The sequence below is a fragment of the Rouxiella aceris genome (assembly GCF_012933545.1).
GTDB classification, from domain to species: Bacteria; Pseudomonadota; Gammaproteobacteria; order Enterobacterales; family Enterobacteriaceae; genus Rouxiella; species Rouxiella aceris.
Genome location: NZ_JAADJU010000001.1, coordinates 34,034 through 55,872, shown reverse-complemented (window position 1 = coordinate 55,872; position 21,839 = coordinate 34,034). Strand labels below are relative to the sequence as shown.

The 21,839-nt window shown below is 52.5% G+C and carries 21 protein-coding genes; 11 read left to right on the top strand and 10 right to left on the bottom strand.

The window, feature by feature from the left end:
- Positions 1 to 264 precede the first annotated feature (264 nt).
- Entirely contained in the window at positions 265 to 1,374 is a 1,110-nt protein-coding gene (mltA, locus tag GW590_RS00270) for a murein transglycosylase A (RefSeq protein ID WP_169401039.1), read from the top strand.
- 83 nt (positions 1,375 to 1,457) lie between these two features.
- A complete protein-coding gene (gene tcdA / locus GW590_RS00265) occupies positions 1,458 to 2,297 on the top strand; it encodes a tRNA cyclic N6-threonylcarbamoyladenosine(37) synthase TcdA (protein WP_169401038.1) in 840 nt (279 codons plus the stop codon).
- A 19-nt stretch (positions 2,298 to 2,316) separates the two neighbouring features.
- On the opposite strand, the gene csdE is transcribed toward tcdA, so the two are convergent.
- Entirely contained in the window at positions 2,317 to 2,751 is a 435-nt protein-coding gene (csdE, locus tag GW590_RS00260; RefSeq protein ID WP_169401037.1) for a cysteine desulfurase sulfur acceptor subunit CsdE, read from the bottom strand.
- A gap of 33 nt (positions 2,752 to 2,784) precedes the next feature.
- On the bottom strand, positions 2,785 to 4,002 hold the full coding sequence (gene csdA, locus GW590_RS00255; RefSeq protein ID WP_169401036.1) for a cysteine desulfurase CsdA: 1,218 nt from the start codon (positions 4,000 to 4,002) through the stop codon (positions 2,785 to 2,787).
- 174 nt (positions 4,003 to 4,176) lie between these two features.
- Between csdA and GW590_RS00250 the strand changes: the two genes are divergently transcribed.
- The 4 genes from GW590_RS00250 (at position 4,177) to rlmM (ending at position 7,359) form a co-directional block, all read left to right on the top strand.
- Complete coding sequence (locus GW590_RS00250) at positions 4,177 to 4,398, top strand: YgdI/YgdR family lipoprotein (protein ID WP_169401035.1); 222 nt, start codon at positions 4,177 to 4,179, stop codon at positions 4,396 to 4,398.
- A gap of 457 nt (positions 4,399 to 4,855) precedes the next feature.
- Complete coding sequence (locus GW590_RS00245; RefSeq protein ID WP_169401034.1) at positions 4,856 to 5,782, top strand: transcriptional regulator GcvA; 927 nt, start codon at positions 4,856 to 4,858, stop codon at positions 5,780 to 5,782.
- Positions 5,783 to 5,864: 82 nt separating this feature from the next.
- On the top strand, positions 5,865 to 6,260 hold the full coding sequence (locus GW590_RS00240) for a DUF423 domain-containing protein (RefSeq protein ID WP_211186573.1): 396 nt from the start codon (positions 5,865 to 5,867) through the stop codon (positions 6,258 to 6,260).
- Positions 6,253 to 7,359, top strand: coding sequence for a 23S rRNA (cytidine(2498)-2'-O)-methyltransferase RlmM (gene rlmM, locus GW590_RS00235; RefSeq protein WP_169401033.1), 1,107 nt, complete (start codon positions 6,253 to 6,255; stop codon positions 7,357 to 7,359). Before GW590_RS00240 ends, rlmM begins: the two co-directional genes overlap by 8 nt.
- Before the next feature lie 51 nt (positions 7,360 to 7,410).
- Here rlmM and xni read toward each other — a convergent pair whose 3' ends face one another.
- The 3 genes from xni to queF all read right to left on the bottom strand — a co-directional run bounded on the left by xni (position 7,411) and on the right by queF (position 10,705).
- Positions 7,411 to 8,166 carry a flap endonuclease Xni gene (xni, locus tag GW590_RS00230; protein WP_169401032.1) on the bottom strand — a complete coding sequence of 252 codons (756 nt, stop codon included), beginning with the start codon at positions 8,164 to 8,166 and terminating at the stop codon, positions 7,411 to 7,413.
- Positions 8,167 to 8,251: 85 nt separating this feature from the next.
- Entirely contained in the window at positions 8,252 to 9,616 is a 1,365-nt protein-coding gene (ppnN, locus tag GW590_RS00225; protein ID WP_169401619.1) for a nucleotide 5'-monophosphate nucleosidase PpnN, read from the bottom strand.
- Positions 9,617 to 9,856: 240 nt separating this feature from the next.
- Positions 9,857 to 10,705: an NADPH-dependent 7-cyano-7-deazaguanine reductase QueF gene (gene queF / locus GW590_RS00220; RefSeq protein WP_169401031.1), complete on the bottom strand. Its 849-nt coding sequence runs from the start codon at positions 10,703 to 10,705 to the stop codon at positions 9,857 to 9,859.
- An 82-nt stretch (positions 10,706 to 10,787) separates the two neighbouring features.
- Between queF and syd the strand changes: the two genes are divergently transcribed.
- Positions 10,788 to 11,336 carry a SecY-interacting protein gene (gene syd / locus GW590_RS00215; RefSeq protein ID WP_169401030.1) on the top strand — a complete coding sequence of 183 codons (549 nt, stop codon included), beginning with the start codon at positions 10,788 to 10,790 and terminating at the stop codon, positions 11,334 to 11,336.
- 622 nt (positions 11,337 to 11,958) lie between these two features.
- Here the strand turns inward: syd and GW590_RS00210 are convergent.
- Positions 11,959 to 13,206, bottom strand: a complete 1,248-nt coding sequence (locus tag GW590_RS00210; protein ID WP_169401029.1) for an MFS transporter — start codon at positions 13,204 to 13,206, stop codon at positions 11,959 to 11,961.
- 225 nt (positions 13,207 to 13,431) lie between these two features.
- Here GW590_RS00210 and GW590_RS00205 point away from each other — a divergent pair, with 225 nt between their 5' ends.
- From GW590_RS00205 to GW590_RS00195, 3 genes are read left to right on the top strand one after another with little or no spacing between them, the layout of a single operon-like run.
- Positions 13,432 to 13,746 (top strand): YqcC family protein, encoded by a 315-nt coding sequence (locus GW590_RS00205; RefSeq protein WP_169401028.1) that lies wholly within the window; start codon positions 13,432 to 13,434, stop codon positions 13,744 to 13,746.
- A gap of 1 nt (position 13,747) precedes the next feature.
- On the top strand, positions 13,748 to 14,533 hold the full coding sequence (truC, locus tag GW590_RS00200) for a tRNA pseudouridine(65) synthase TruC (protein WP_169401027.1): 786 nt from the start codon (positions 13,748 to 13,750) through the stop codon (positions 14,531 to 14,533).
- Positions 14,534 to 14,551: 18 nt separating this feature from the next.
- Complete coding sequence (locus GW590_RS00195; protein WP_169401026.1) at positions 14,552 to 15,001, top strand: flavodoxin; 450 nt, start codon at positions 14,552 to 14,554, stop codon at positions 14,999 to 15,001.
- Between the two features lie 135 nt (positions 15,002 to 15,136).
- Here the strand turns inward: GW590_RS00195 and GW590_RS00190 are convergent, their stop codons facing one another.
- The 4 genes from GW590_RS00190 to map all read right to left on the bottom strand — a co-directional run bounded on the left by GW590_RS00190 (position 15,137) and on the right by map (position 20,396).
- Complete coding sequence (locus GW590_RS00190) at positions 15,137 to 15,526, bottom strand: DUF3461 family protein (RefSeq protein ID WP_169401025.1); 390 nt, start codon at positions 15,524 to 15,526, stop codon at positions 15,137 to 15,139.
- A 223-nt stretch (positions 15,527 to 15,749) separates the two neighbouring features.
- Positions 15,750 to 16,574, bottom strand: a complete 825-nt coding sequence (gene dapD / locus GW590_RS00185; protein ID WP_169401024.1) for a 2,3,4,5-tetrahydropyridine-2,6-dicarboxylate N-succinyltransferase — start codon at positions 16,572 to 16,574, stop codon at positions 15,750 to 15,752.
- Between the two features lie 150 nt (positions 16,575 to 16,724).
- A complete protein-coding gene (gene glnD / locus GW590_RS00180; RefSeq protein WP_169401023.1) occupies positions 16,725 to 19,421 on the bottom strand; it encodes a bifunctional uridylyltransferase/uridylyl-removing protein GlnD in 2,697 nt (898 codons plus the stop codon).
- Positions 19,422 to 19,589: 168 nt separating this feature from the next.
- Positions 19,590 to 20,396 (bottom strand): type I methionyl aminopeptidase, encoded by an 807-nt coding sequence (gene map / locus GW590_RS00175; protein ID WP_169401022.1) that lies wholly within the window; start codon positions 20,394 to 20,396, stop codon positions 19,590 to 19,592.
- Between the two features lie 471 nt (positions 20,397 to 20,867).
- Here map and rpsB point away from each other — a divergent pair, with 471 nt between their 5' ends.
- Complete coding sequence (gene rpsB / locus GW590_RS00170) at positions 20,868 to 21,593, top strand: 30S ribosomal protein S2 (RefSeq protein ID WP_169401021.1); 726 nt, start codon at positions 20,868 to 20,870, stop codon at positions 21,591 to 21,593.
- The last annotated feature ends 246 nt before the right edge of the window (positions 21,594 to 21,839 follow it).

Here is a 21,839-nt window from a genome sequence, read left to right as displayed (position 1 = left end):
ATTTTTGTTCATTACGCTGCTTATTCCTGCCATTTCCCGTTAAAGTTTTTTTTGTTCGCCACAATTCCCTTCTGATTCCCCCTTTGTTATCGTTTCACGCGAATACCCTTCATCATTCAGATTGCAGCGGCATTGGCTTCCCTTATTCATTCCGGTCAGTGAGTAGACTACGCACCCACGGATCCATTTGGTTGCCGCCTTGCTGCATCCTGAAATCGACAGGGTACGGATTTTATCTTTATCCCTGAGCAAGAGAGTGCATTAATGAACGGACGATGGACCAAATATTTGCTGACTGGCGTAGTGATCGCTGTGTTGGCGGGCTGTTCTTCACGCCCTACCGATCGTGGTCAGCAATATAAAGATGGCAGGCTGGATAATGCGCTTGAGTATGTCAACGAACCCAATGCTACCGGCAAGCCGGTAAATGCCAAGGATTATGTCGATCAGGTTTTGGAGGTGCAGTATGCCTCTGGCTCTCTCTATAGTCGCAATAACGATACCTTTAACGCCGTTGAGCAGTGGGTGCGTTCGGGAGCCGATACACGCAACCTGGCGCAATACGGTATCAGTGCCTATCAGATGGAAGGCGCAGACAATTTCGGTAACGTGCAGTTCACCGGCTACTATACGCCAGTGGTGCAGGCCCGTTATACGCCACAGGGCGAGTTCCAGTATCCGCTGTATCGCATGCCATCCAAGGGGCATGGCCGCTTACCCGATCGTACTGCCATCTATGCCGGTGCGCTGAGCAGCAATCTGGCCATCGCCTATACCAACTCGCTGATGGATAACTTTATGATGGAAGTGCAGGGCAGCGGCTATGTTGACTATGGCGACGGGCGTCCAATGATGTTCTTTAGCTACGCCGGCAAAAATGGTCATGCCTATCGCAGCATAGGCAAGGTGTTGATCGACCGTGGCGAAGTGGCGCGACAGGATATGTCGATGCAGGCGATCCGTCACTGGGCTGATACCCATAGCCCGGCAGAGGTGTTGGAGCTGCTGGAGCAGAACCCGTCTTACGTCTTCTTTAAACCGCAGCCTTTTGCGCCGGTGCGCGGTGCGGCGGGGGTTCCACTGGTGGCCAAGGCTTCTGTCGCCTCTGACCGTTCGCTGATCCCGTCAGGTACCACGTTGCTGGCCGAAGTCCCCGAACTGGACAATAACGGCAAATTTACCGGCAAATATCATTTACGCCTGATGGTCGCGCTGGATGTCGGTGGCGCGATCAAAGGACAACATTTTGATATGTATCAGGGCATTGGTGCCGACGCCGGACATGCCGCCGGATTTTATAATCACTATGGGCGCGTATGGGTGTTAAAATCGGCGCAAAGCGCTAAGCCGCTATTTACCGCCAATCAGGAGTAACGGCCTGGCGGTGTAATATCCTGGTCGCTAAGGTCTGCATACTATTGCAGACCCCCATTTATTGTAGAGAGAGGACAGATTTCATGGCAGCAGGCTACTCTGAGGCTTATCAACAACGTTTTGGCGGTACTGCCCGTTTATATGGTCAGCAGGCCCTGGCGCTGTTTTCTGCTGCCCATGTCTGTGTGATCGGTATCGGTGGGGTGGGCTCTTGGGCAGCCGAGGCGCTGGCGCGTACCGGTATTGGCGCCATCACGCTGATTGATATGGATGATGTCTGTGTCACCAATACCAATCGGCAGATCCATGCATTACGTGAAAACGTCGGGCAATCGAAAACGGAAGTGATGGCGCAGCGCATTCTGGCAATTAACCCGGAATGCCAGGTGACCTGCATTGACGATTTTATCACCCCGGATAACGTGGCTGAGATGCTCGATCGTCATTACAGCTATGTGATCGATGCCATAGACAGCGTGCGTCCGAAGGCGGCGCTGCTCTCTTATTGCCGCCGTTATAAAATCCCGGTGGTCACTACCGGCGGTGCAGGCGGTCAAATTGACCCGACGCGTATCGAGGTGGTGGATTTAGCCAAGACGATCCAGGATCCGCTGGCCGCCAAGCTGCGCGAGCGACTGAAAAATGATTTTGGCGTGACGAAAAACAATAAGGGCAAGCTGGGGATTGATTGCGTATTTTCCAGTGAGCCGCTGATGTATCCGCAAGCGGACGGCTCCGTCTGTGCCTCGCGGGCAACGGCAGAAGGCCCGAAAAAGATGGACTGTGCCTCGGGATTTGGCGCTGCCACCATGGTAACTGCCACCTTTGGTTTTGTGGCCGTTTCCCATGTGCTGAAAAAAATGATCGCCAAGTCGCAGCGCGAAGCGACAGAAGCGGCAAAATCAGCGGCGACTACCGCCTGAGCCTGTAGACGGTTGTCAGTTAACTCAACTGGCGGGCAATATTAAGCACCGCCTGGGATAATGCTGCCAGCCCGCTGGCGCGACTGCTGCTGAGTTGATCGCGTAGCTGTAAGTCATCAAATAACGCCAACGGATCCTGTGCCAGGATCGCCTGCGGCGTTTTTCCTTCTACACCGGTCAACAACACTGCCAGCAATCCTTTAACGATGCGTCCCTCACTATCTCCATAGAAATGAATCCCGCCGGTAGGTAGTTTTTCATAGCCCAGCCAAACGCGATTTTCACAGCCAGATAGCTCAATATCGGCGGTTTTCAGCGCCGGATCGAGCGCCGGCAACATTTTAGCCAACAGGATCAACTGACGATAGCGGTCTTCCCATTGGCGGAAGGCGGCGAATTTTTCGCTTAGCGACTGTGGGGTAATATCATAACCAAAGGGGTGTGGGGCTAACATATTCTCTCTCTTTATCAACAGTCAGCGCGACCTTTAGTCTGCCAACAACTCAAGGGCGAACTCAACCGCCTGCACCAGGCGGGTAACGTCTTCTTCGCTATTATAGGGGGCAAAGGACGCGCGCAGGGTCCCGCTCACCCCCAGCGCTTCGGTCAGCGGTTGCGCGCAGTGCTGACCGGCGCGTAGCGCCACCCCTTTCTCCGCCAACAGGGCAATGATATCGCTGGCATGAACACCGGCAATCGCGAAGGCCAGAATGGAGGCGTTGCTGCGGCGAAAACTGCGAAATCCGGGCAACTGGCTGAGTCTGTTTTCGGCAAGCGTTGCCAGTTGTGCGCAGTAGTTTTCTGCTGCCGACAGATCAAAACCAGCCAGCCAGTCCAGCGCGGCGGCTAAACCCAGCACCCCGGCAATATTGGGGGTGCCTGCTTCAAAGCGATGCGGCACCTTTTGCGCGACAAAGCCTTGCATTGTCGCCTGGGTGAGCATTTTCCCGCCACCGTGCCAGGGAGACATCGACTCCAGCAACGCACTTTTGCCGTACAGCACGCCAATGCCGGTAGGGCCATAAAGTTTGTGCCCGGAAAAGGCGTAAAAGTCGATATCCAGGGCTTGCACGTTTGCGGGGGCATGTACCACTCCCTGCGCACCGTCGACCAGTACCGGCGTGTGATTGGCATGACACAGGGCGATAGCCGTGGCGAGGTCGGGTTGCCCGCCGGTAACGTTGGACATTTGACTAATGGCCAGCAAGCGGCTGCGGGAATTGAGCAGCGCGGGCAGCGCCTGCAGATCCGGCAAAAAATCCTGATTCAGCGGTAAGGTGACTACTCTGGCCTGACATTGCTCCGCCACCATCAGCCAGGGGATCAGATTGGCATGATGTTCACCCTGACTGACGATGATTTCATCGCCGGGTTGCAGCCGCGGACGCAGATAGCTTTGCGCCACCAGATTTATCGACTCGGTGGTGCCGCGGGTCCAGACAATATCCGCCGCCTGGGGCGCATGGATAAATTCCGCCACTCGCTGCCGGGCGTCCTCGTAGTCCTGGGTCAGGGATTGTGCTGCCTTGTGCTGACTGCGATGCACCGTTGCTGCCGTATGCTGGTAATAGTTCACCGTGGCGTCGATCACTTTCTGCGGGGTAAGCGCCGTTGCTGCGCTGTCCAGATAGCACCAAGGCGACGCGTCATCTGTGCACAACGCCGGGAAATGGCGGCGAAAATCGGTGAAATCAAAAGGCGTCATAGTAGTCCTGTCTGACCGACGGTAGTGGAATGCACGATGTGGTGTCTATATCCATTTTAGGAATGCTTACCTGGAAATATACCAGAAGCTTGTTATGCTGAATTACGATGTCTGCGAAATTTTAACGAATCGTTTATTCGTTAATACAAGCATTTTAATCCACAGGAGTTAATTATGAAGAAGATCTTCGCCGTAGTTTCAGCTGTTTTACTGGCCGGTACGCTGGCTGCTTGTTCAAGCAACTATGTGATGCATACCAACGATGGCCGTACTATCGTCGCCCAAGGCAAACCCAGCACCGACAGTGATACCGGTATGATCAGCTATACTGACGCCTATGGTAACAAACAGCAGATCAATAAGTCAGATGTAAAAGAGATGGCTGAAGGTAAATAATCCATCATCGGTGTCTTTCCAGGGCGGGAAGCACCGTATTTGCTACGTTCAGGCGTAGTCTGGCAGCAATAACCGCTCGCGTTTTACCCTTCCGGCCGTTCCCGGCCAACTGTTGCTTCCAGATCCTGCAGATAAAAAAAAGCACCGCAAATTGCGGTGCTGAAAAATCACTTTGGACAGACAGGGTAATGTACAGGAAGTGAAAATTTGTAGCGCGTTACGCTACCGGTCTGGATTGCCAGACAATACAAACACAACATCACCACCACAAGCCAAAAGCATCACGGCATCCTCATACCACTCAACTTTTCGTTCCGGCTACTGGAAGTGGCGCAACTATAGGTTTTTGCCTGTACATCCTCAAGGGACAATTTATAATGTCTCGGATTAAAAAAACTAATAACTAAACTTGCGCTCGGCTCTTTGATCCGCAGCTTGAATAAGAAGTATCCATTTCATGTCAAAACGATTACCTCCACTTAACGCATTGCGTGTATTCGACGCGGCGGCCCGGCACCTGAGCTTTACCAAGGCGGCCGAGGAGCTTTTTGTTACCCAGGCGGCCGTAAGCCATCAGATCAAGTCACTTGAGGACTTTTTAGGCTTGAAATTGTTTCGTCGGCGTAACCGCTCGTTGTTACTGACCGAAGAGGGACAAAGCTATTATCTCGATATTAAAGAAATTTTTTCGGCGCTCAATGAAGCAACGCGCAAGCTGCAGGCGCGCAGTGCCAAGGGGGCGTTAACCGTCAGTTTGCCGCCAAGCTTTGCCATTCAATGGCTGGTACCGCGCCTGTCCAGCTTTAATGCAGCTTATCCGGGGATCGATGTGCGTATCCAGGCGGTCGATCGCGAAGAAGATAAATTGTCCGATGACGTGGATGTCGCCATTTTCCACGGTCGTGGCAACTGGCCGGGACTACGCACTGAACGTCTGTATGCCGAATATTTGTTGCCGGTTTGTGCACCGTCCCTGTTGATGGGAGATAATGCCCTCAAGACCCCTGAGGATCTGGCAAAACACACTTTATTGCATGATGCCTCACGACGAGACTGGCTGGCCTATACGCGCCAACTGGGATTACAGCATATTAATGTCCAGCAGGGGCCGATCTTCAGCCATAGCGCGATGGTAGTACAGGCTGCGGTGCATGGTCAGGGCGTGGCCCTGGCGAACAACGTGATGGCGCAAACCGAAATTGAAGCGGGGCGGTTAGTTTGTCCGTTTAATGAAGTTTTAATCAGTAAAAATGCTTTTTATCTGGTTTGTCATGACAGTCAGGCAGAACTGGGTAAAATAGCCGCCTTTCGTCAGTGGATCCTCGCCCGCGCTGCCAGCGAACAAGAAAAACTGCGCTTTCGTTTCGATCAGGCGCAGGTATAACCCGCAGCCAGTGGTTGCGTCGGCAACGGGCTGCGGACAGGGTAGAGTTGATACCTAATAACAACGATAACAGGTAACGTTAATGACCAGTCGTTCAATGTTGATCTTTGCCGCCATCAGCGGCTTTGTCTATGTTGCATTCGGCGCATTTGGTGCGCATGTATTAAGCCAGTCTCTGGGATCGGCCGAAATGGCCTGGATCCAGACCGGATTAAACTACCAGAGTATTCATACGCTGGCAGTGCTGGCGCTGGGCGTTGCCATGCAGCGTCACAGCAGCTTTTGGTTTTACTGGAGCGGCGCCTGTCTGGCTCTGGGCACCGTTTTATTCAGCGGCAGCCTGTATTGCCTGGCGCTGTCCGGACTCAAGTTATGGGTCTTTGTTACTCCGATCGGCGGAACCTTCTTTTTGATCGGTTGGATTTTGATGTTAGTCGGCGCGCTGCGTCTGGGAAAAAAGGCACAACGCCATGAATAATAAAGTTGCACTCTACTGCCGCTCGGGTTTTGAAAAAGAATGCGCCGCGGAAATCACTGCCAAAGCGGCAGCGCTGGAAATTTTCGGTTTTGCTCGCGTGAAAGAAGACAGCGGTTATGTCTTGTTTGAGTGCTATCAACTGGAAGATGCCGACCGCCTGGCGAAAGAAATTCCCTTCCGTGAACTGATTTTTGCTCGTCAGATGATCGTGGTGGGTGAGCTGTTAAAAGACTTGCCGCCGGAAGACCGGGTGACGCCTATTGTCGGTATGTTGCAGGGGGTGATCAGCAACGGCGGGGAGCTGCGCGTTGAAGTACCGGATACCAACGAAAGCAAGGAACTGACCAAGTTCTGTCGCAAACTGACGGTGCCGCTGCGTTCTGCCTTGCGTGAACGTCGTATTCTGGGCAGAAAAGAGAATGCGCTGCGCCCGGTGGTGCACGTCTTCTTTATTGCCTCCGGCTGCTGTTATGTCGGCTATTCCTATAGCAATAACAACTCGCCGTTTTATATGGGTATTCCGCGACTCAAGTTTCCTTCCGAAGCGCCAAGCCGTTCAACGCTGAAACTGGAAGAGGCTTTTCATGTCTTTATTCCGGCCGATGAGTGGGAAGAGCGTCTGGCCAGTGGTATGTATGCGGTTGATCTCGGCGCTTGCCCGGGCGGCTGGACCTATCAACTGGTGCAACGCAGCATGATGGTCGATGCCATCGATAATGGGCCAATGGCGCCGAGCCTAATGGAAACCGGACAGGTAACCCATCATCGTGAAGACGGTTTTAAATATAAGCCGACCCGCACCAATATTTACTGGCTGGTGTGCGATATGGTGGAAGTGCCGGCCAAGGTCGCGTCGCTGATGTGTGACTGGCTGGTCAACGGCTGGTGTCGCGAAGCCATTTTCAACCTTAAGCTGCCAATGAAAAAACGCTATGAAGAAGTGGCGCAAATTCTTGAGCGCATTAAAGAACGTATGGCAGAAAATCATATTAATGTTGAAGTGTTCGCCAAGCAGCTCTATCACGACCGCGAAGAAGTGACGGTGCATATTCGTCGTTTCTGGGCGGCAGTGCCTGGCCGTCGTGACGAACGTTCTTAATTGTCTCTGATTGGCCAGACGCTGATATTAGCGCTGGCCGAGGGGTGCGGCTCAGGGTTTGAGCCGCAACTGCTGTAAGTTGCCTTTCAGTACCACGTCCGTTTGCAGCGTTGCCACACGGCGGCAGCAATAGGCCATCTCCTGGTGTTCGCGCAGTTTTCCTCGCCACTTTTCCGGTACCTCATCCAGATGCTGATAAAGCACCTCCAGCGTGGGGTACTGATTCAGTAAAATTGCCGCCGTTTTCGGGCCAATCCCCGGTACGCCCGGAATTTTGCTACTGCTGATCCCCGCCAGTCCCCAATAGTCCGTCAGTTGCGCAGGCAGCACGCCAAAACTCGACTGCACAAAAGGCATATCCAGCCAGCGTTTTTGAAAGTAATCACGGATCTGTACCTCGGGAGCCAGTAGCTGGCAATAGCCTTTGTCGGTGGAGACAATAGTGACCTGATGCCCGGCACCGGTCACTTTGGCGCTCAAGGTGGCAGCAAGATCGTCGGCTTCCTGGCCGACGGCATGCCAACTGGCAATCCCCTGGCTGGCAAAAGCGGCTTTCAGTTCCGGCAGTTCGGCAAACAAATTATCCGGCATGGGCGAGCGCCCGGCCTTGTAGTCAGGCAGGCATTGATGTCGCCAACTGTCGTGACGATCGTCTTCATCAAACACTGCCACCGCATGGCTGGGCTGCGAGTGTTGGATCAACTGATTGACCGCATGCTGGCAAGCCACCACGCAAGGGGAGCCTTGAACAGCATGAATTCGACGGATCAAATTGAGCGCGTCAATAATAAGTAGATGAATTTTCATGGGTTAAGGGTAACAGCAAAAGAAAAGGAGCAGCAAGCGCTGCCCCTTGTGGAGATGAAAAAATGCGGGATAACTCGAAAATTTGTCAGGAACAGATTTCATAGCAAGGGATATAGGCGGTCCCCGGCAGCTTCATCCGGTGCTGGGCCACAAAGCCTTGCAGCAGGCTGTCCATCTTGGTCATCAACTGCGGATCGCCATGCAACTTAAAGCGACCATGTTGCTCGATGGCCAGAATGCCGCCTTCTTTCACATTACCGGCGACAATACCCGAGAAGGCACGACGCAAGGCGGCAGCAAGCTGCTCTGGCGGCTGGTCAAGATGCAAATTGAGATTGGCCATATTTTCATGGTTTGGCTCAAATGGCAGTTGCAGATCGGGCGCAATGCGGATTGACCAGTTGAAGCTGTAGGCATCACCGCTGTTGCGACGGTTTTCTTTAACCAATGGCATGGCACGCTTGAGCTGGCGCGCCACTTCCGTCGCATCGTCAATAATAATGCTGTAGTGTTTTTGCGCTTCGTCGCCGAGGGTGTCGCGGATAAAGGCGTCAAGCACCTTAAAGTAGTCGGCACTCTCTTTTGGCCCGGTGAGGATCAGTGGTAAAACCTGATCGCTGTTTTGCGGATCCATCAAGATGCCCAGCAGATAGAGCAGCTCTTCGGCGGTGCCCACACCACCGGGGAAGATAATGATGCCATGAGCAATACGCACAAAGGCCTCAAGGCGTTTTTCAATATCCGGCATGATCACCAGCTCATTGACCAGCGGATTAGGCGGCTCGGCGGCAATAATCGACGGCTCGGTCATACCGATAAAGCGCCCTGATTTGTAGCGCTGCTGCGCGTGGCCCACCGCAGCACCTTTCATTGGCGCTTCCATCGCTCCCGGACCGCAACCGGTGCAAATATTCAGTTCGCGCAGCCCTAACTGGCTACCAACGTTGCGCGCATATTGATATTCAATTTCATTAATGGAATGGCCGCCCCAGCACACCACCATATTCGGATCTTCATCCAGGTGCAGCGTGCGGGCATTACGCAGGATGGAGAATACCAGGTTGGTTAAATGGGCAGAGTTTTCCTTATCCAGATGCTGATAACGACCGGCGCTGCTGATTTGTGCATTAACAAACAGAATGTCGCGCAGCACGGCAAACAGATTTGCCTGCAGCGAACGGATAATGCGGCCATCAACAAAGGCGTCTTCCGGTGGATTGACCAGCTCAAGTTTTACGCCACGTTCACGGCGTAATACATTGATATCAAAGCTTTCATAGCGTTCCAGCAGCTCTTTGCTGCTGTCAGTCTGGCTGCCGCTGTTAAGCACCGCCAAAGAGCAATTGCGAAACAGGCGATACAAGTCGCTGCTTGCCGTGCGCTTGAGCATGTCCACTTCTAACTGCGACAACAAATCCATTGCACCCAATGGGCTGATATGTGTAATCAAGGTTGCTCCTTTTATCCCTATCCCCATCTGCCTTCTGGCGTCAGCGATGCTTTGGCCGACTTCCGTACTCAAGTCGCGAGTCCGTTGGCAAGCCGCATTGCCGCTGTCAGTGGTCATCAGGGATACATTATTATGGTGAAAGCCGCAGGGTCTACGGGTAATGATTTAACAGTAACCCTGTCCCTGCGCTTTTACCATTGCTCGCTAACCGTTAGCTTAGTTATTGAGCAAAGTGGCGGGTTATTGGCGAACAAGTCGTGCGGTAGCCGGTTCAAACAGGTAATTGGCACGCCATGGATTGATATCCAGGCCACCACGGCGGGTATAACGCGCGTAGACGGCGAGGGTCGCGGGCTGGCAAAAACGCAGCAGATCATTAAAAATGCGCTCGACGCACTGCTCATGGAATTCATTGTGATTGCGGAATGACACCAGATAGCGCAGCAGTGCTTCGCGGTTGATCGCCGGGCCGCGGTAGTGAATTTGCACCGAACCCCAGTCGGGCTGATGGGTGATCAAACAGTTTGATTTCAGCAAATGACTGACCAGGGTTTCGTCGACAATGTGATCTTTATCGGCGGCGTTCAGTAGCGGGTCGGTGCTAAAGGCATAATCACTGATCTCGATATCCTGCTCGTCGATGCAAATGCCGGCAAAGCGGCCAATACGCGAGTCTTCCACCTCCTGCAATTTGTGCAGGCTGACGCTGACCCGGCCTTGCGCGCAGGCAGCAAGATCCTTTTCCAGTGTCTGCTGTACGCTGGCCCAGTCAGCAAATTTTGTTTGATTAAAGCTGTTGAGATAGAGTTTAAAACTTTTGGACTCGATCAGATTGATGCTGTCGGCCTGCAAACTGATTTCGCCCACTGCCACCTGTGGCAGACCGCGAGCATTCAGCCAAGAGAGTTCATACAGCGTCCAGATATCCGCCCCGTGAAAAGGCAGGGCGTCGGGATATAGACCCAGGGGTTCGCGGTTCATACTACGCGGAACCGCCTGTAGCAAGCTGGCATCATACTGATCGCGATAAGGGGTCGCCTTGCCGAGGGTCAGTTGCGAAAGAGCGGGGTTATCCTGATAAGAAGACATGCTGTCACCTTGATAAGAGAAAGGTACAATGGAAATATGCCACTAGTTTACCGTACAGCTTAGCCTGAAGATGAGAAAAAATATGGACCTTAATGTTTCTGATGCCCTGCGGGGATTTACCCGACGCTATGTAGACCTCTGGCAGCAGGAAACGGGCCGTGCGCCCGGCAGCGAATCACTGTTTGGCGTGGCGTCACCTTGCGCGCAAAGCAGCAGTGATGATCAGGTTTTTTGGCTGCCCCAGCCATTTACTCCACAGTCAACGCTGGACAATGTTGAACGTGCCCTCGATCTACAGCTGCGGCCTGAGGCTCATGCGTTTTACACCACTCAGTTTGCCGGTGATATGACCGCCCGTTTTCTCGATCATGATTTTACATTGGTCCAGGTCTGGAGTGAGGAGGACTTTCTGCGTCTGCAGGAAAACCTGATTGGCCACTTGATCACCCAAAAGCGTCTTAAGCTGTCGCCCACGCTGTTTCTGGCAACCACCGATTCCGAGTTAATGCTGATTTCGTTATGTAACCTGAGCGGTGAAGTGGTGCTGGAACAATTTGGCAGTAAAAAAAGGACGATCCTCTCGTCATCGCTGGCCGAATTTCTTACAATGTCCTCCCCCGCAATTTTCTGACCGTTCCTCCCCGGGAAATTTGGCTTACGTGCGTGTAAGAGATCTCTCACAAAAGCTGTAAGAGATCTCGTTAATTTCCCTTTTATCGTTTCTTTTTGAATTAATAAATAGCAATAATATTATAATGTTATATCAATTCGTTGCCTTTATTGAGTCTTTGTCAATGTTGTAAGCCTTGTAGGATGCCTTGTCTTAAGGGGCAAAATCGACGATTCTTAACTTGCCGCAGGGAAGGCATGAAATCGAACATTAGGATGATGGCGATTTCATCAAGAAGGGGAAAGGCTCAGGATGAGTCAGGACGGCAGAGGAACTTGCCAGGATGTTTCAGGACGAAACAAGGGACACCTCCAGGACGGAGATTGAGAGCCAAAACAGGAAGTTTGGCGGGTCAGGAAGACTAAAGGATGATCGTCAGGATGACCAGGATGATACGTCAGGATGAAAGTAGGACGATGCAAAGGATGGCTGGTTAGGATAACCATAGGAAAAGTTTTCAGGGATTGAGCAGGGAGCACACAGGTAGCTGGATTGCTATAAAACGAACCGGGGGTACTGTGCAAACAGTACCCCCAACTTTTTGCTGGCAGCCAGCGGCTGCATTCTGCTTTGACTATCCCGTCTAACCAATAGCTCCCAGACTGTCCTCGGCCTGACTCTGCGTTTTTGGCAGCAAAAACAGCGTCGCCAAGATATCCAGTAAATAAATCCCCGCCAGCAGGCTAATGGCGGCGCTAAAGGCAATCTGCGAGGCCAGCAGGCCAATGACCAGAGGACCAAAACCGCCGACACCGCGCCCGAGGTTAAACAATACATTCTGCGCGGTGGCGCGAACATTGACCGGGTAACTATCCGAGATCAATCCGCCATAGCCGCCAATCATGCCGTTGACAAACATACCCATCACCGCGCCGGCAATCAGCATCATCACGGGATCTTTAAGCTGCGCATAGCACAGCACCATCACCACTGCCCCTGCCTGATAAATCAGAAAAATTTTCCAGCGTGCAAAGCGGTCAGAAAGCACGCCAAACAGCCAGATGCCGAAGGTCATGCCGATCACCGTGACTGCGGTCCACATCCCGGATTTGGTCAGCGAGAAGCCAAAGTTTTTGGAAAGATAACTGGGCATCCAGATCATCAGGCCGTAATAACCAAAGTTCTGCACCGAGCAGAGGATCAGAATGCCCAGACTGCATTTGCTGGTTGCCCGGTCTTTAAACAGCAGGCGAAGGCGGGTCAGCAAGGGCAGATGCTGTTGACTGTTGGACTGGTGCGCAAAGGCTTGCGGTTCACCCATGGTGCGACGGATAAGAAACGAGGCCAGTGCCGGGACCAGCCCGACCAAAAACATGCCACGCCAGCCAATGGTGCCAAGCAGTAATGGCGTCAGAAAGGCGGCCAGCAGTACCCCTAATTGCCAACCCATGCCCACATAGGCCGAGGCGCGATTGCGTTTTTCCAGCGGCCAGGCCTCGGCAATCAATGCCATACCAATACCAAATTCGCCGCCAAGTCCGACACCGGCCAGTGTGCGATAGGTTAGCAAGTCCCAGTATCCTTGCGCGGTGGCGCAAAGACCGGTAAACAGCGAGAAGATCAGAATCGTCAGGGTCAGGATGCGGATGCGGCCAAAGCGGTCGCTGATCGGTCCAAAAATCACGCCGCCGAGTACGGCACCGATCAGTGTCCAGGTGACCAACGAACCGCTTTGTGAGGCATTAAGGCCTAATTCACTGGCGATCACTGGCAGCATAAAACCAAGAATTAACAGATCAAAGCCATCCATGGCATAGCCAGAGACACAGGCGATCATGGCTTTAGCCGGGGTGGCGTATTTTTTATGTGGGGCGAGCGAGTTTGCAGGCATGGTTAAAATCAGTTTGTGTAAAGTGGGCTTATTCTGCCCGCAGTTGGTTCGCTGTACCACTACGAAAAACTGATGGCTGAGCTAAAGCCGCTATGCTTAATAAAGATAACTGAAGGAATATCATCTGAACGGCAGAATTTGGGCCGCTGTGGCTTCAATGTTATGCTTTGCCCCTTTTCAGCGCGGCATAGCTACCCCGAACATGTCCAATGCAGAGAGTTATTGATGAGTACAGAGAACCAGGTCCGCGAAATATTGCAGGATATTGAGCAGGTTATGCATGAATTGGCTTTATGGCAGTCTATGCCGCCAGAGCCGGATGCCTTTGACAGCAGCGAGCCTTTTGCCGTGGATACTATGTCGGCAGAACAGTGGCTACAGTGGATCCTTATTCCGCGTATGTATGCGCTGTTGGCAGCAGAAGCCCCGTTACCCACCCGTTTTGCCATTACGCCTTATTATGAAGTGGCCATGCCAGGCGTCGTTCGTCTGCATAATGTGCTGCAACGCCTTGACGATTTACTGAATATAGAAGACTGAAATGCTGGAAATTTTGTATCAGGATGAACACCTGATTGCGGTCAACAAGCCAGCCGGTATGCTGGTGCATCGCAGTTGGCTGGACCGGCATGAAACCGTTTTTGTGATGCAGACATTGCGTGATCAGATTGGGCAGCATGTATTTACCGTTCATCGCCTCGACAAGCCTACCTCCGGGGTACTGCTGCTGGCGTTATCCAGCGAGGTGGCACGCCTGCTGTCACAACAGCTTGAACAGCACCAGATGACCAAGGTTTACCATGCGGTGGTGCGTGGCTTTGTTCTGGAAGACGGGATTGTCGATTACGCGCTGACGGAAGAGCGCGATAAAATTGCCGATAAATTTGCCGATATCGACAAGGCACCTCAGCCTGCGGTCAGCCACTATCGGGTACTTGCCAGGCAAGAGATGCCGGTGGCCATCGGGCGTTATGACAGCGCACGCTATAGCCTGGTTGAACTGACCCCGCAAACCGGACGCAAGCATCAGCTGCGTCGCCATATGTCGCATCTGCGCCATCCGATTATTGGCGACAGCGCCCACGGCGATTTAAAACAAAATCGCGGCATGGTGCAACACTTTGGCTGTCCCGGATTAATGCTGCACGCCAGCCAGTTACAGCTACCTCATCCTGTGACCGGCGAGATGCTAACCATCCGTGCGCGCTGGGACAGTCGTTGGCAGCAACTGATTGAACGTTTTGCCTGGCAGGGAGCAGTCAGTGAGTTGGAAAGGGTTGAGTTTCCCCTGAACTCCGGTCAGGATAGCCAGACAATATTTGGGTAACCCGAGGGAGTGAACCGCATGGCAGAAATTGGCATTTTTGTGGGTACCGTCTATGGCAATGCATTGCTGGTGGCTGAAGAAGCAGAGACTCTGCTAAAGGGAAAAGGGCATCAGGTTAAGCTTTTTGAGGAGGGCACACTGGAGGCCTGGCAATATTATCGCCACCACTTTGTATTGCTTATTACCTCAAGTACCGGTCAGGGGGATTTACCTGACAGCATAGTGCCGTTATATACCGCCATTCGCGATCAGGTCGGTTATCAACCTGAGCTGCGCTACGGCATTATTGCACTGGGTGACAGCAGCTACGATTTCTTCTGCGGCGGAGGTCATAAGATTGACGATCTGTTGCAGGAACAGGGAGCGATGCGGATGGGAGATATGCTGGAAATTGACGCTATTGAACAGCCGGAACCTGAAACCGTGGCACTTCCTTGGGTGGAGAAGTGGGCAACTCAGCTGGTTTAACGGTGTTATTGACCGACAGACGCGGTCGGAATAATGGCTCTTGCTGTGTCACCCCAGTCACTGGTTACAGCGGCGACTGGGGATCCATTTTTTTGCGGCTGATATGGCCGCCCATCGCTTATCTTTTCAGGCCGTTTAGCGACCGCTGGTCAGTTTTTCCAGATCGGATTCAATCTCGGAAATCTTGTTGGCAACCACAGATTCAAGATGGCGCAGATCGTCAAGGATCTTGCGTTTCAGATCGACTTCAACCTGTTCGTGCTGACAGATTTTATCTAGTTCATCAATAACGTAACGAAGGTTAGGGCTGATTTCGTTGATCTCTTTATAGCCCTGGCCTGCATTGTCGGCGGCAATGGTTTTACGTTGACGCGGGTATTTGAATTTTACGCTTTTGGCAAAAAACTCACCTTTATCTTTGCGGAAATAAATCTTCAGAATGTCGTTATTTGCCTCCTGACGCAGGCTGTAACGATCCACGTCATCAGGATTACTAATACCCAAGCTTTTCAGGTTGTCATACATAGCGGCACCTTTATATTTAGTTTATACGCGAAATTATTGCTATCTGAAAACATGATGAACTCAACGGCGATCCTAATTGTTGACGTATGCCATGTTTAGCCATCATCTTTCAAATTACAGGTGGGTTGGCTGCACGATCTGCCAGCTGACTATCCCTTGAAATCTGGCGGGGGTAAGCGCCGTCATACTGCCAAAAAAGCGGGTAATCACCCGCTTTCCTAGTTTAGTCGATAGAGCGCAATAACTCATTAAGACCGGTTTTGCCTAATGTCTTGGCATCAACCTTTTTGACGATCACTGCACAATACAGGCTGTATTTGCCATCTTTAGAAGGCAGGTTACCTGAAACCACCACAGAGCCGGCAGGTACGCGGCCATAGTGAACTTCACCGGTTTCACGGTCATAAATCTTGGTGCTCTGACCAATATAGACGCCCATGGAAATCACGCAGCCGTCTTCAACGATAACACCTTCAACGATCTCGGAGCGTGCGCCGATAAAGCAGTTGTCGCCGATGATGGTCGGGTTGGCCTGCAGCGGTTCCAGCACGCCGCCGATACCCACGCCGCCAGACAGGTGCACGTTTTTACCAATCTGCGCACAAGAACCTACGGTGGCCCAGGTATCAACCATGGTGCCTTCGTCGACGTAAGCGCCGATATTGACGTAAGAAGGCATCAGTACTACGTTACGGCCGATAAACGAGCCTTTACGTACCGCGGCCGGAGGCACAACGCGGAAGCCTTCACGTTTGAAGCGCTCTTCGTCGTAGTCGGCGAATTTCATGGGTACTTTGTCGTAGAAGCGGTTTTCTGCCCCTTCCATCACCTGATTGTCATTGATTCTGAAAGAGAGAAGTACCGCCATCTTCAGCCACTGATGGGTTACCCATTCACCGTTAATCTTTTCAGCTACGCGCAGTTCGCCGCTGTCGATTTTGTTGATGACCTGGTTAATCGCGTCGCGCGTTGCGCTGTCAACGTTAGCCGGAGTGATATCTGCACGGCGCTCGAAGGCTTGTTCAATAACGGTTTGTAGTTGCTGCATAAAGTTCTCTTTACCTGATAAAACCTCGGTTCTTGACGCTACAGTCACCGGTCTGCACCCTTACCGCAGCATTTGCGGGTTGCCGCCGGGCTGTCACCTCAATCACGTTGGGTTGTGATGTTGAAAGTTAAATGCCAAAGCTTACTTGTATCATATTTTATCGAAGGGGTTGAGCACCGCAGTTAATCTGTGCTCAATTTCCTCGCGGGTCTGTTTATCCAGCGCCCGACGCTCACTGTTGGCGAGGATAAACAAGTCTTCTACCCGTTCGCCGATGGTAGAGATGCGCGCACCATGCAGCGAGACGCCAAGGTCGGCCAACACTTCACCGACGCGGGCCAACAGGCCGGGCTGATCGAGGGCCACCAGTTCCATATAGGTGCGGCGATCGGTATGCGTCGGCAGGAAACTGACCTCGGTCGGTACGCTGAAATTGCGCAACTTGGAGGAGGGCCGACGGGCGCGTGGCGGTTGATAAGCCTGAAGTATGGCCTGCTCCAGCGCAAAACGCGTAGTTTCATGACGATCCGCGGCCAGCGGTTGACCGTCCGGTTCCAGCACGATAAAGGTATCCATCGCCATGCCGTCGCGGTTGGTAAAGATCTGCGCGTCGTGAATGCTTAGATTGCGCCTGTCCAGTTCCCCGGCCACCGCCGCAAACAGGTAGGGTTTATCCCGGCTGCAGATAAAAATCTCGGTGCCGCCGCGCGTCGGCTGACGGCTGATCAGTACCAGCGGTTTGCTGAAGTCATGGTCGAGCAAATGGCGGGCATGCCAGGCCAGCTGATTTGGCGTGTGGCGCAGAAAATAATCCGAGCGGCAACGGCCCCAGATTTTGTGCAGTGCCTCTTCGTCGATATTGTCCATGCGCAGCAGAGCCAGGGCCTGCAGGCGGTGATGACGAACTTTTTCGCGCAGGTCGGGGGTATTTTGCATACCGCGACGCAACTGTTTTTCGGTAGCGAAGTAGAGTTCGCGTATCAGGCTCTGCTTCCAGCTGTTCCACAGCGTTTCATTGGTGGCGCAGATATCGGCGACGGTCAGACAGACCAGATAACGCAGCCGGTTTTCATTCTGCATTTCGGTGGCGAATTGCTGTATTTCGGTCGGGTCCTGAATATCGCGACGCTGAGCGGTAACCGACAACAGCAGGTGACAGCGCACCAGCCAGGAAACCAGTTGGCTTTCGTTGGAGTTCAGCCCGTGCAGCTCGGCAAACTCCTGGGCATCGTGGGCACCAAGTATTGAGTGGTCACCGCCTCGCCCTTTGGCAATATCGTGGAACAGTGCCGCCATCAGCAGTAATTCCGGCTGCGGCAGGCGCGAGTAGAGATCCACGCACAGCGGATGACTTGGCCGCGTCTCTTCGTCGGCAAAGCTCTCCAGTTTTTGCAGCACGCGAACGGTATGTTCATCAACAGTATAGGCATGGAACAGATCGAACTGCATCTGGCCGACAATCAGCCCCCACTGCGGCATATAGGCCCAGAGTACGCTATGGCGATGCATCGGCACCAGCGCACGGCTAACGGCACCGGGGTGACGCAAGATAGCCATAAAAATATCGCGAGCCTGCGGGATGGTGCACAGCGGTGTTTGCAAATGACGGCGGGTATGACGCAACAAACGGACGGTGGTGGAATAAATACCGGTGATTTCCGGGTGGCGCGCCATCAGATAAAACATGCTGAGAATGGCTTCCGGCTGACGGGTAAACAGCGTCTCGTCGCGGACGTCAATCAGGTCGCCACGCAGTTGGAAGTTGTCATCCAGCGGGCGTGGTTTTTCATTGGGACCAATCGCCAAAATGGCTTCGTCAAACAGCTGCAGCAACATCTGATTTAATTCGCCAACGCGGCGCGTCATGCGATAGAAATCTTTCATCATGCGTTCAACCGGCTGATTGCCTTCGCCCTGATATTGCAGCAGTTGCGCCACATTCAGTTGGCGATCGAACAGCAAGCGGTTGTCATAACGGGGCAGGATCAGGTGCAGCGCAAAGCGAATGCGCCACAGAAAGCTTTGGCATTCATTGATTTCATTGCGTTCTGCTTTGGTCAGAAAGCCGAAGCGAACCATCTCGTCCAGGGAGGTGGCACCAAAATGGCGACGGGCGACCCATAACAGGGTATGGATATCGCGCAGGCCACCGGGGCTGCTTTTAATATCCGGCTCAAGATTATAACTGGTGCCGTGATAGCGCAGATGGCGCTCCTGCTGCTCGGCAATTTTGGCACGAAAGAAGGTAGGGGAGGGCCAGAAGCCGTCGCTGAAAATATGTTTTTGCATATTCAGGAACAGCGCCACATCGCCGCAAATCAGCCGTGACTCAATCATATTGGTGGCGACGGTCAAATCCGCCAGGCCTTCAAGCAGGCACTCTTCCAGGGTTCGTACGCTATGGCCGACTTCCAGTCGCAGATCCCATAACAGAGTGATCAGTTCACCCACGCGCTGCGCTTGCTCGTCACCGAGTCGTTTTTGGCTCAACACCAGCACATCGATATCGGAGAGCGGATGCAGCTCGCCGCGACCATAACCGCCAACGGCCACCATGGCGGTTTCCGGGATCTTGTCAAAACCGTAAAACACCCACAGCCGTTGCAGCATATGGTCAATATACAGCGAACGTGCGGCGACCAACTCCTCTACGCTTTGTCCACAGTTAAAGGCATCTGCCAGCCAGAGTTGAAATTCGTCCATATGCTGTTTAAGCGATTGACGATTAAGATCCTCATCGGGATAGCTGATGGGCGACGCAGGCGGTTCCGGGAAGGCACGGGTGATCTCTACCTGATGCGGCAGAGCCAAATGAACCAGATTTTTAGACAGAAACGAATCAGACATAAGTGCGCAGCCTATTGATAAATAGATGACAAAACGCTGTTTGGCAAAGATGATAAAGCAGAAAAATCGTTCACGGCGCAGTAAGACGCGGTAATGTGCCTGGCGCAGCGGCCCCCTTGAAAGCATAAAGCCGGCAAGAGCCGGCTTGTAGCAACCAATCTATCACGCTTAGTTTGCGCTGACAGTATCGGGAGTGAGGATATTGGGGATAGTTTCCTCTTTGCGCAGTGTCATGATCTCACAGCCATTCTCGGTGACCACAATAGTATGTTCATATTGTGCCGACAGGCTGCGATCTTTGGTTTTCACTGTCCAGCCATCTTTCATGCTGCGAATGCGATAGTCGCCGGCGTTAACCATCGGCTCAACGGTAAACGCCATGCCAGTCTGCAGCACCACGCCACCGTCATCGGCATCATAGTGCAGCACCTGAGGGTCTTCATGGAAACCTTCACCAATGCCATGACCGCAGTATTCGCGAACCACAGAGAAGTTCTCGGCTTCAACAAATTGCTGGATGGCTTTGCCCAGCGTGCGCAAGCGGATCCCCGGCCTGATCATTTTCAGGGCCAGATAGAGGCTCTGCTGGGTAACGCGACACAGGCGCTCGCCAAGGATGGTCGGTTTGCCGACGATAAACATGGTTGAGGTGTCGCCGTGAAAGCCGTCTTTAATAACGGTGACGTCGATATTGACGATATCGCCGTCTTTCAGAATGCGTTCATCAGTGGGAATACCGTGGCAGACCACCTCGTTAATGGAGATACACACTGATTTGGGAAAGCCGTGATAGCCCAGGCATGCGGAAATGGCCTGCTGCTTGTTGGTAATATGGTCGTGACAGATGCGGTCGAGCTCACCGGTGCTGATCCCGGGTTTCACGTAGGGTTCAATAATTTCCAGCACTTCTGCGGCCAGGCGTCCGGCAACGCGCATTTTTTCGATGTCTTGCGGTGTTTTGATTGAGATTGCCATGAAAGAATCCTGCTGTGTCCTGTTTGTTGGCGACCTAAAATTTATGCCATATTTGGCTAAATTCCCGCCGGTCGTCAATAATTAGCCTGTAGGTTTTGCCCGGCAAGGGTTGCTGGATAGCGACGTCGACATCAAGCCTTGCGGGGCACAGGCTATATGGTATCAGCCCTGTTCTGGCCTGCCAAATTATCATTTTCTCCTGGCGCGGCGGGTTAACTTTTATTGGTGTCTGGTGCGGAATTATGGTATAAAGCGCGCCGGCAATCACTGTATTGTCTTTGCAGATATGCAGAGGATAAGCCAAATACTCACTCAAATTGTGTACTTATTCGTTTAATAAGTAATAACACACACGTATCGACACCTGCGCCGGGGTGCTCTGGGAATACTTTCTTCGGAAGGTTTTCTACGGGGTCGGTAGCACGGGATACGTGGAGGCATAACCCCAACATTTACTATAGAGGTTTTATCATGGCAACTGTTTCCATGCGCGACATGCTCAAGGCCGGTGTTCACTTCGGTCACCAGACCCGTTACTGGAACCCGAAAATGAAGCCATTCATCTTCGGTTCACGCAACAAAGTTCACATCATCAACCTTGAGAAAACTGTACCAATGTTCAATGAAGCTCTGGCTGAATTGACCAAGATCTCTGCTCGTAAAGGCAAGATCCTGTTTGTTGGTACCAAACGCGCAGCAAGCGAAGCGGTAAAAGACGCTGCACACAACTGCGACCAGTTCTTCGTGAACCATCGCTGGTTGGGCGGTATGCTGACTAACTGGAAAACCGTTCGTCAGTCTATCAAGCGTCTGAAAGATCTGGAAATCCAGTCCCAAGACGGCACTTTCGAAAAGCTGACCAAGAAAGAAGCTCTGATGCGTACTCGTGAGCTTGCGAAGCTGGAAAATAGCCTGGGTGGTATCAAGGATATGGGCGGTCTTCCTGATGCACTGTTTGTTGTCGATGCCGACCACGAACATATCGCTATCAAAGAAGCTAACAACCTGGGTATCCCGGTATTCGCTATTGTTGATACCAACTCCGATCCAGATGGCGTTGACTTTATTATCCCTGGTAACGATGACGCAATCCGTGCAGTAAACCTGTACCTGAGCGCTGTTGCTGCCACTGTTCGTGAAGGCCGTTCGCAAGACCTGGCTGTTCAGGCAGAAGAAAGCTTCGTAGAAGCTGAATAATAAGGAAGGCTCAGATACCCCAAAAGATTTCAAGGTGCAGTAAGGCGGCAACTGAACGAATCCCCCGGAACTTACCTCGTTAAGTGACTGGAGTGAGCGAGGGCAGCCAACGCACATGCAAATTGAATGATGACGGGTAAGCAGCCCTTATTAACCAGGTATTGAATATGTTGGTTAGGGGGCCTTAATTGGCCCCCTTTGCTTATCTTAAATGCGAGAAATATCTCACCGCAAAAAGCCTTTTTG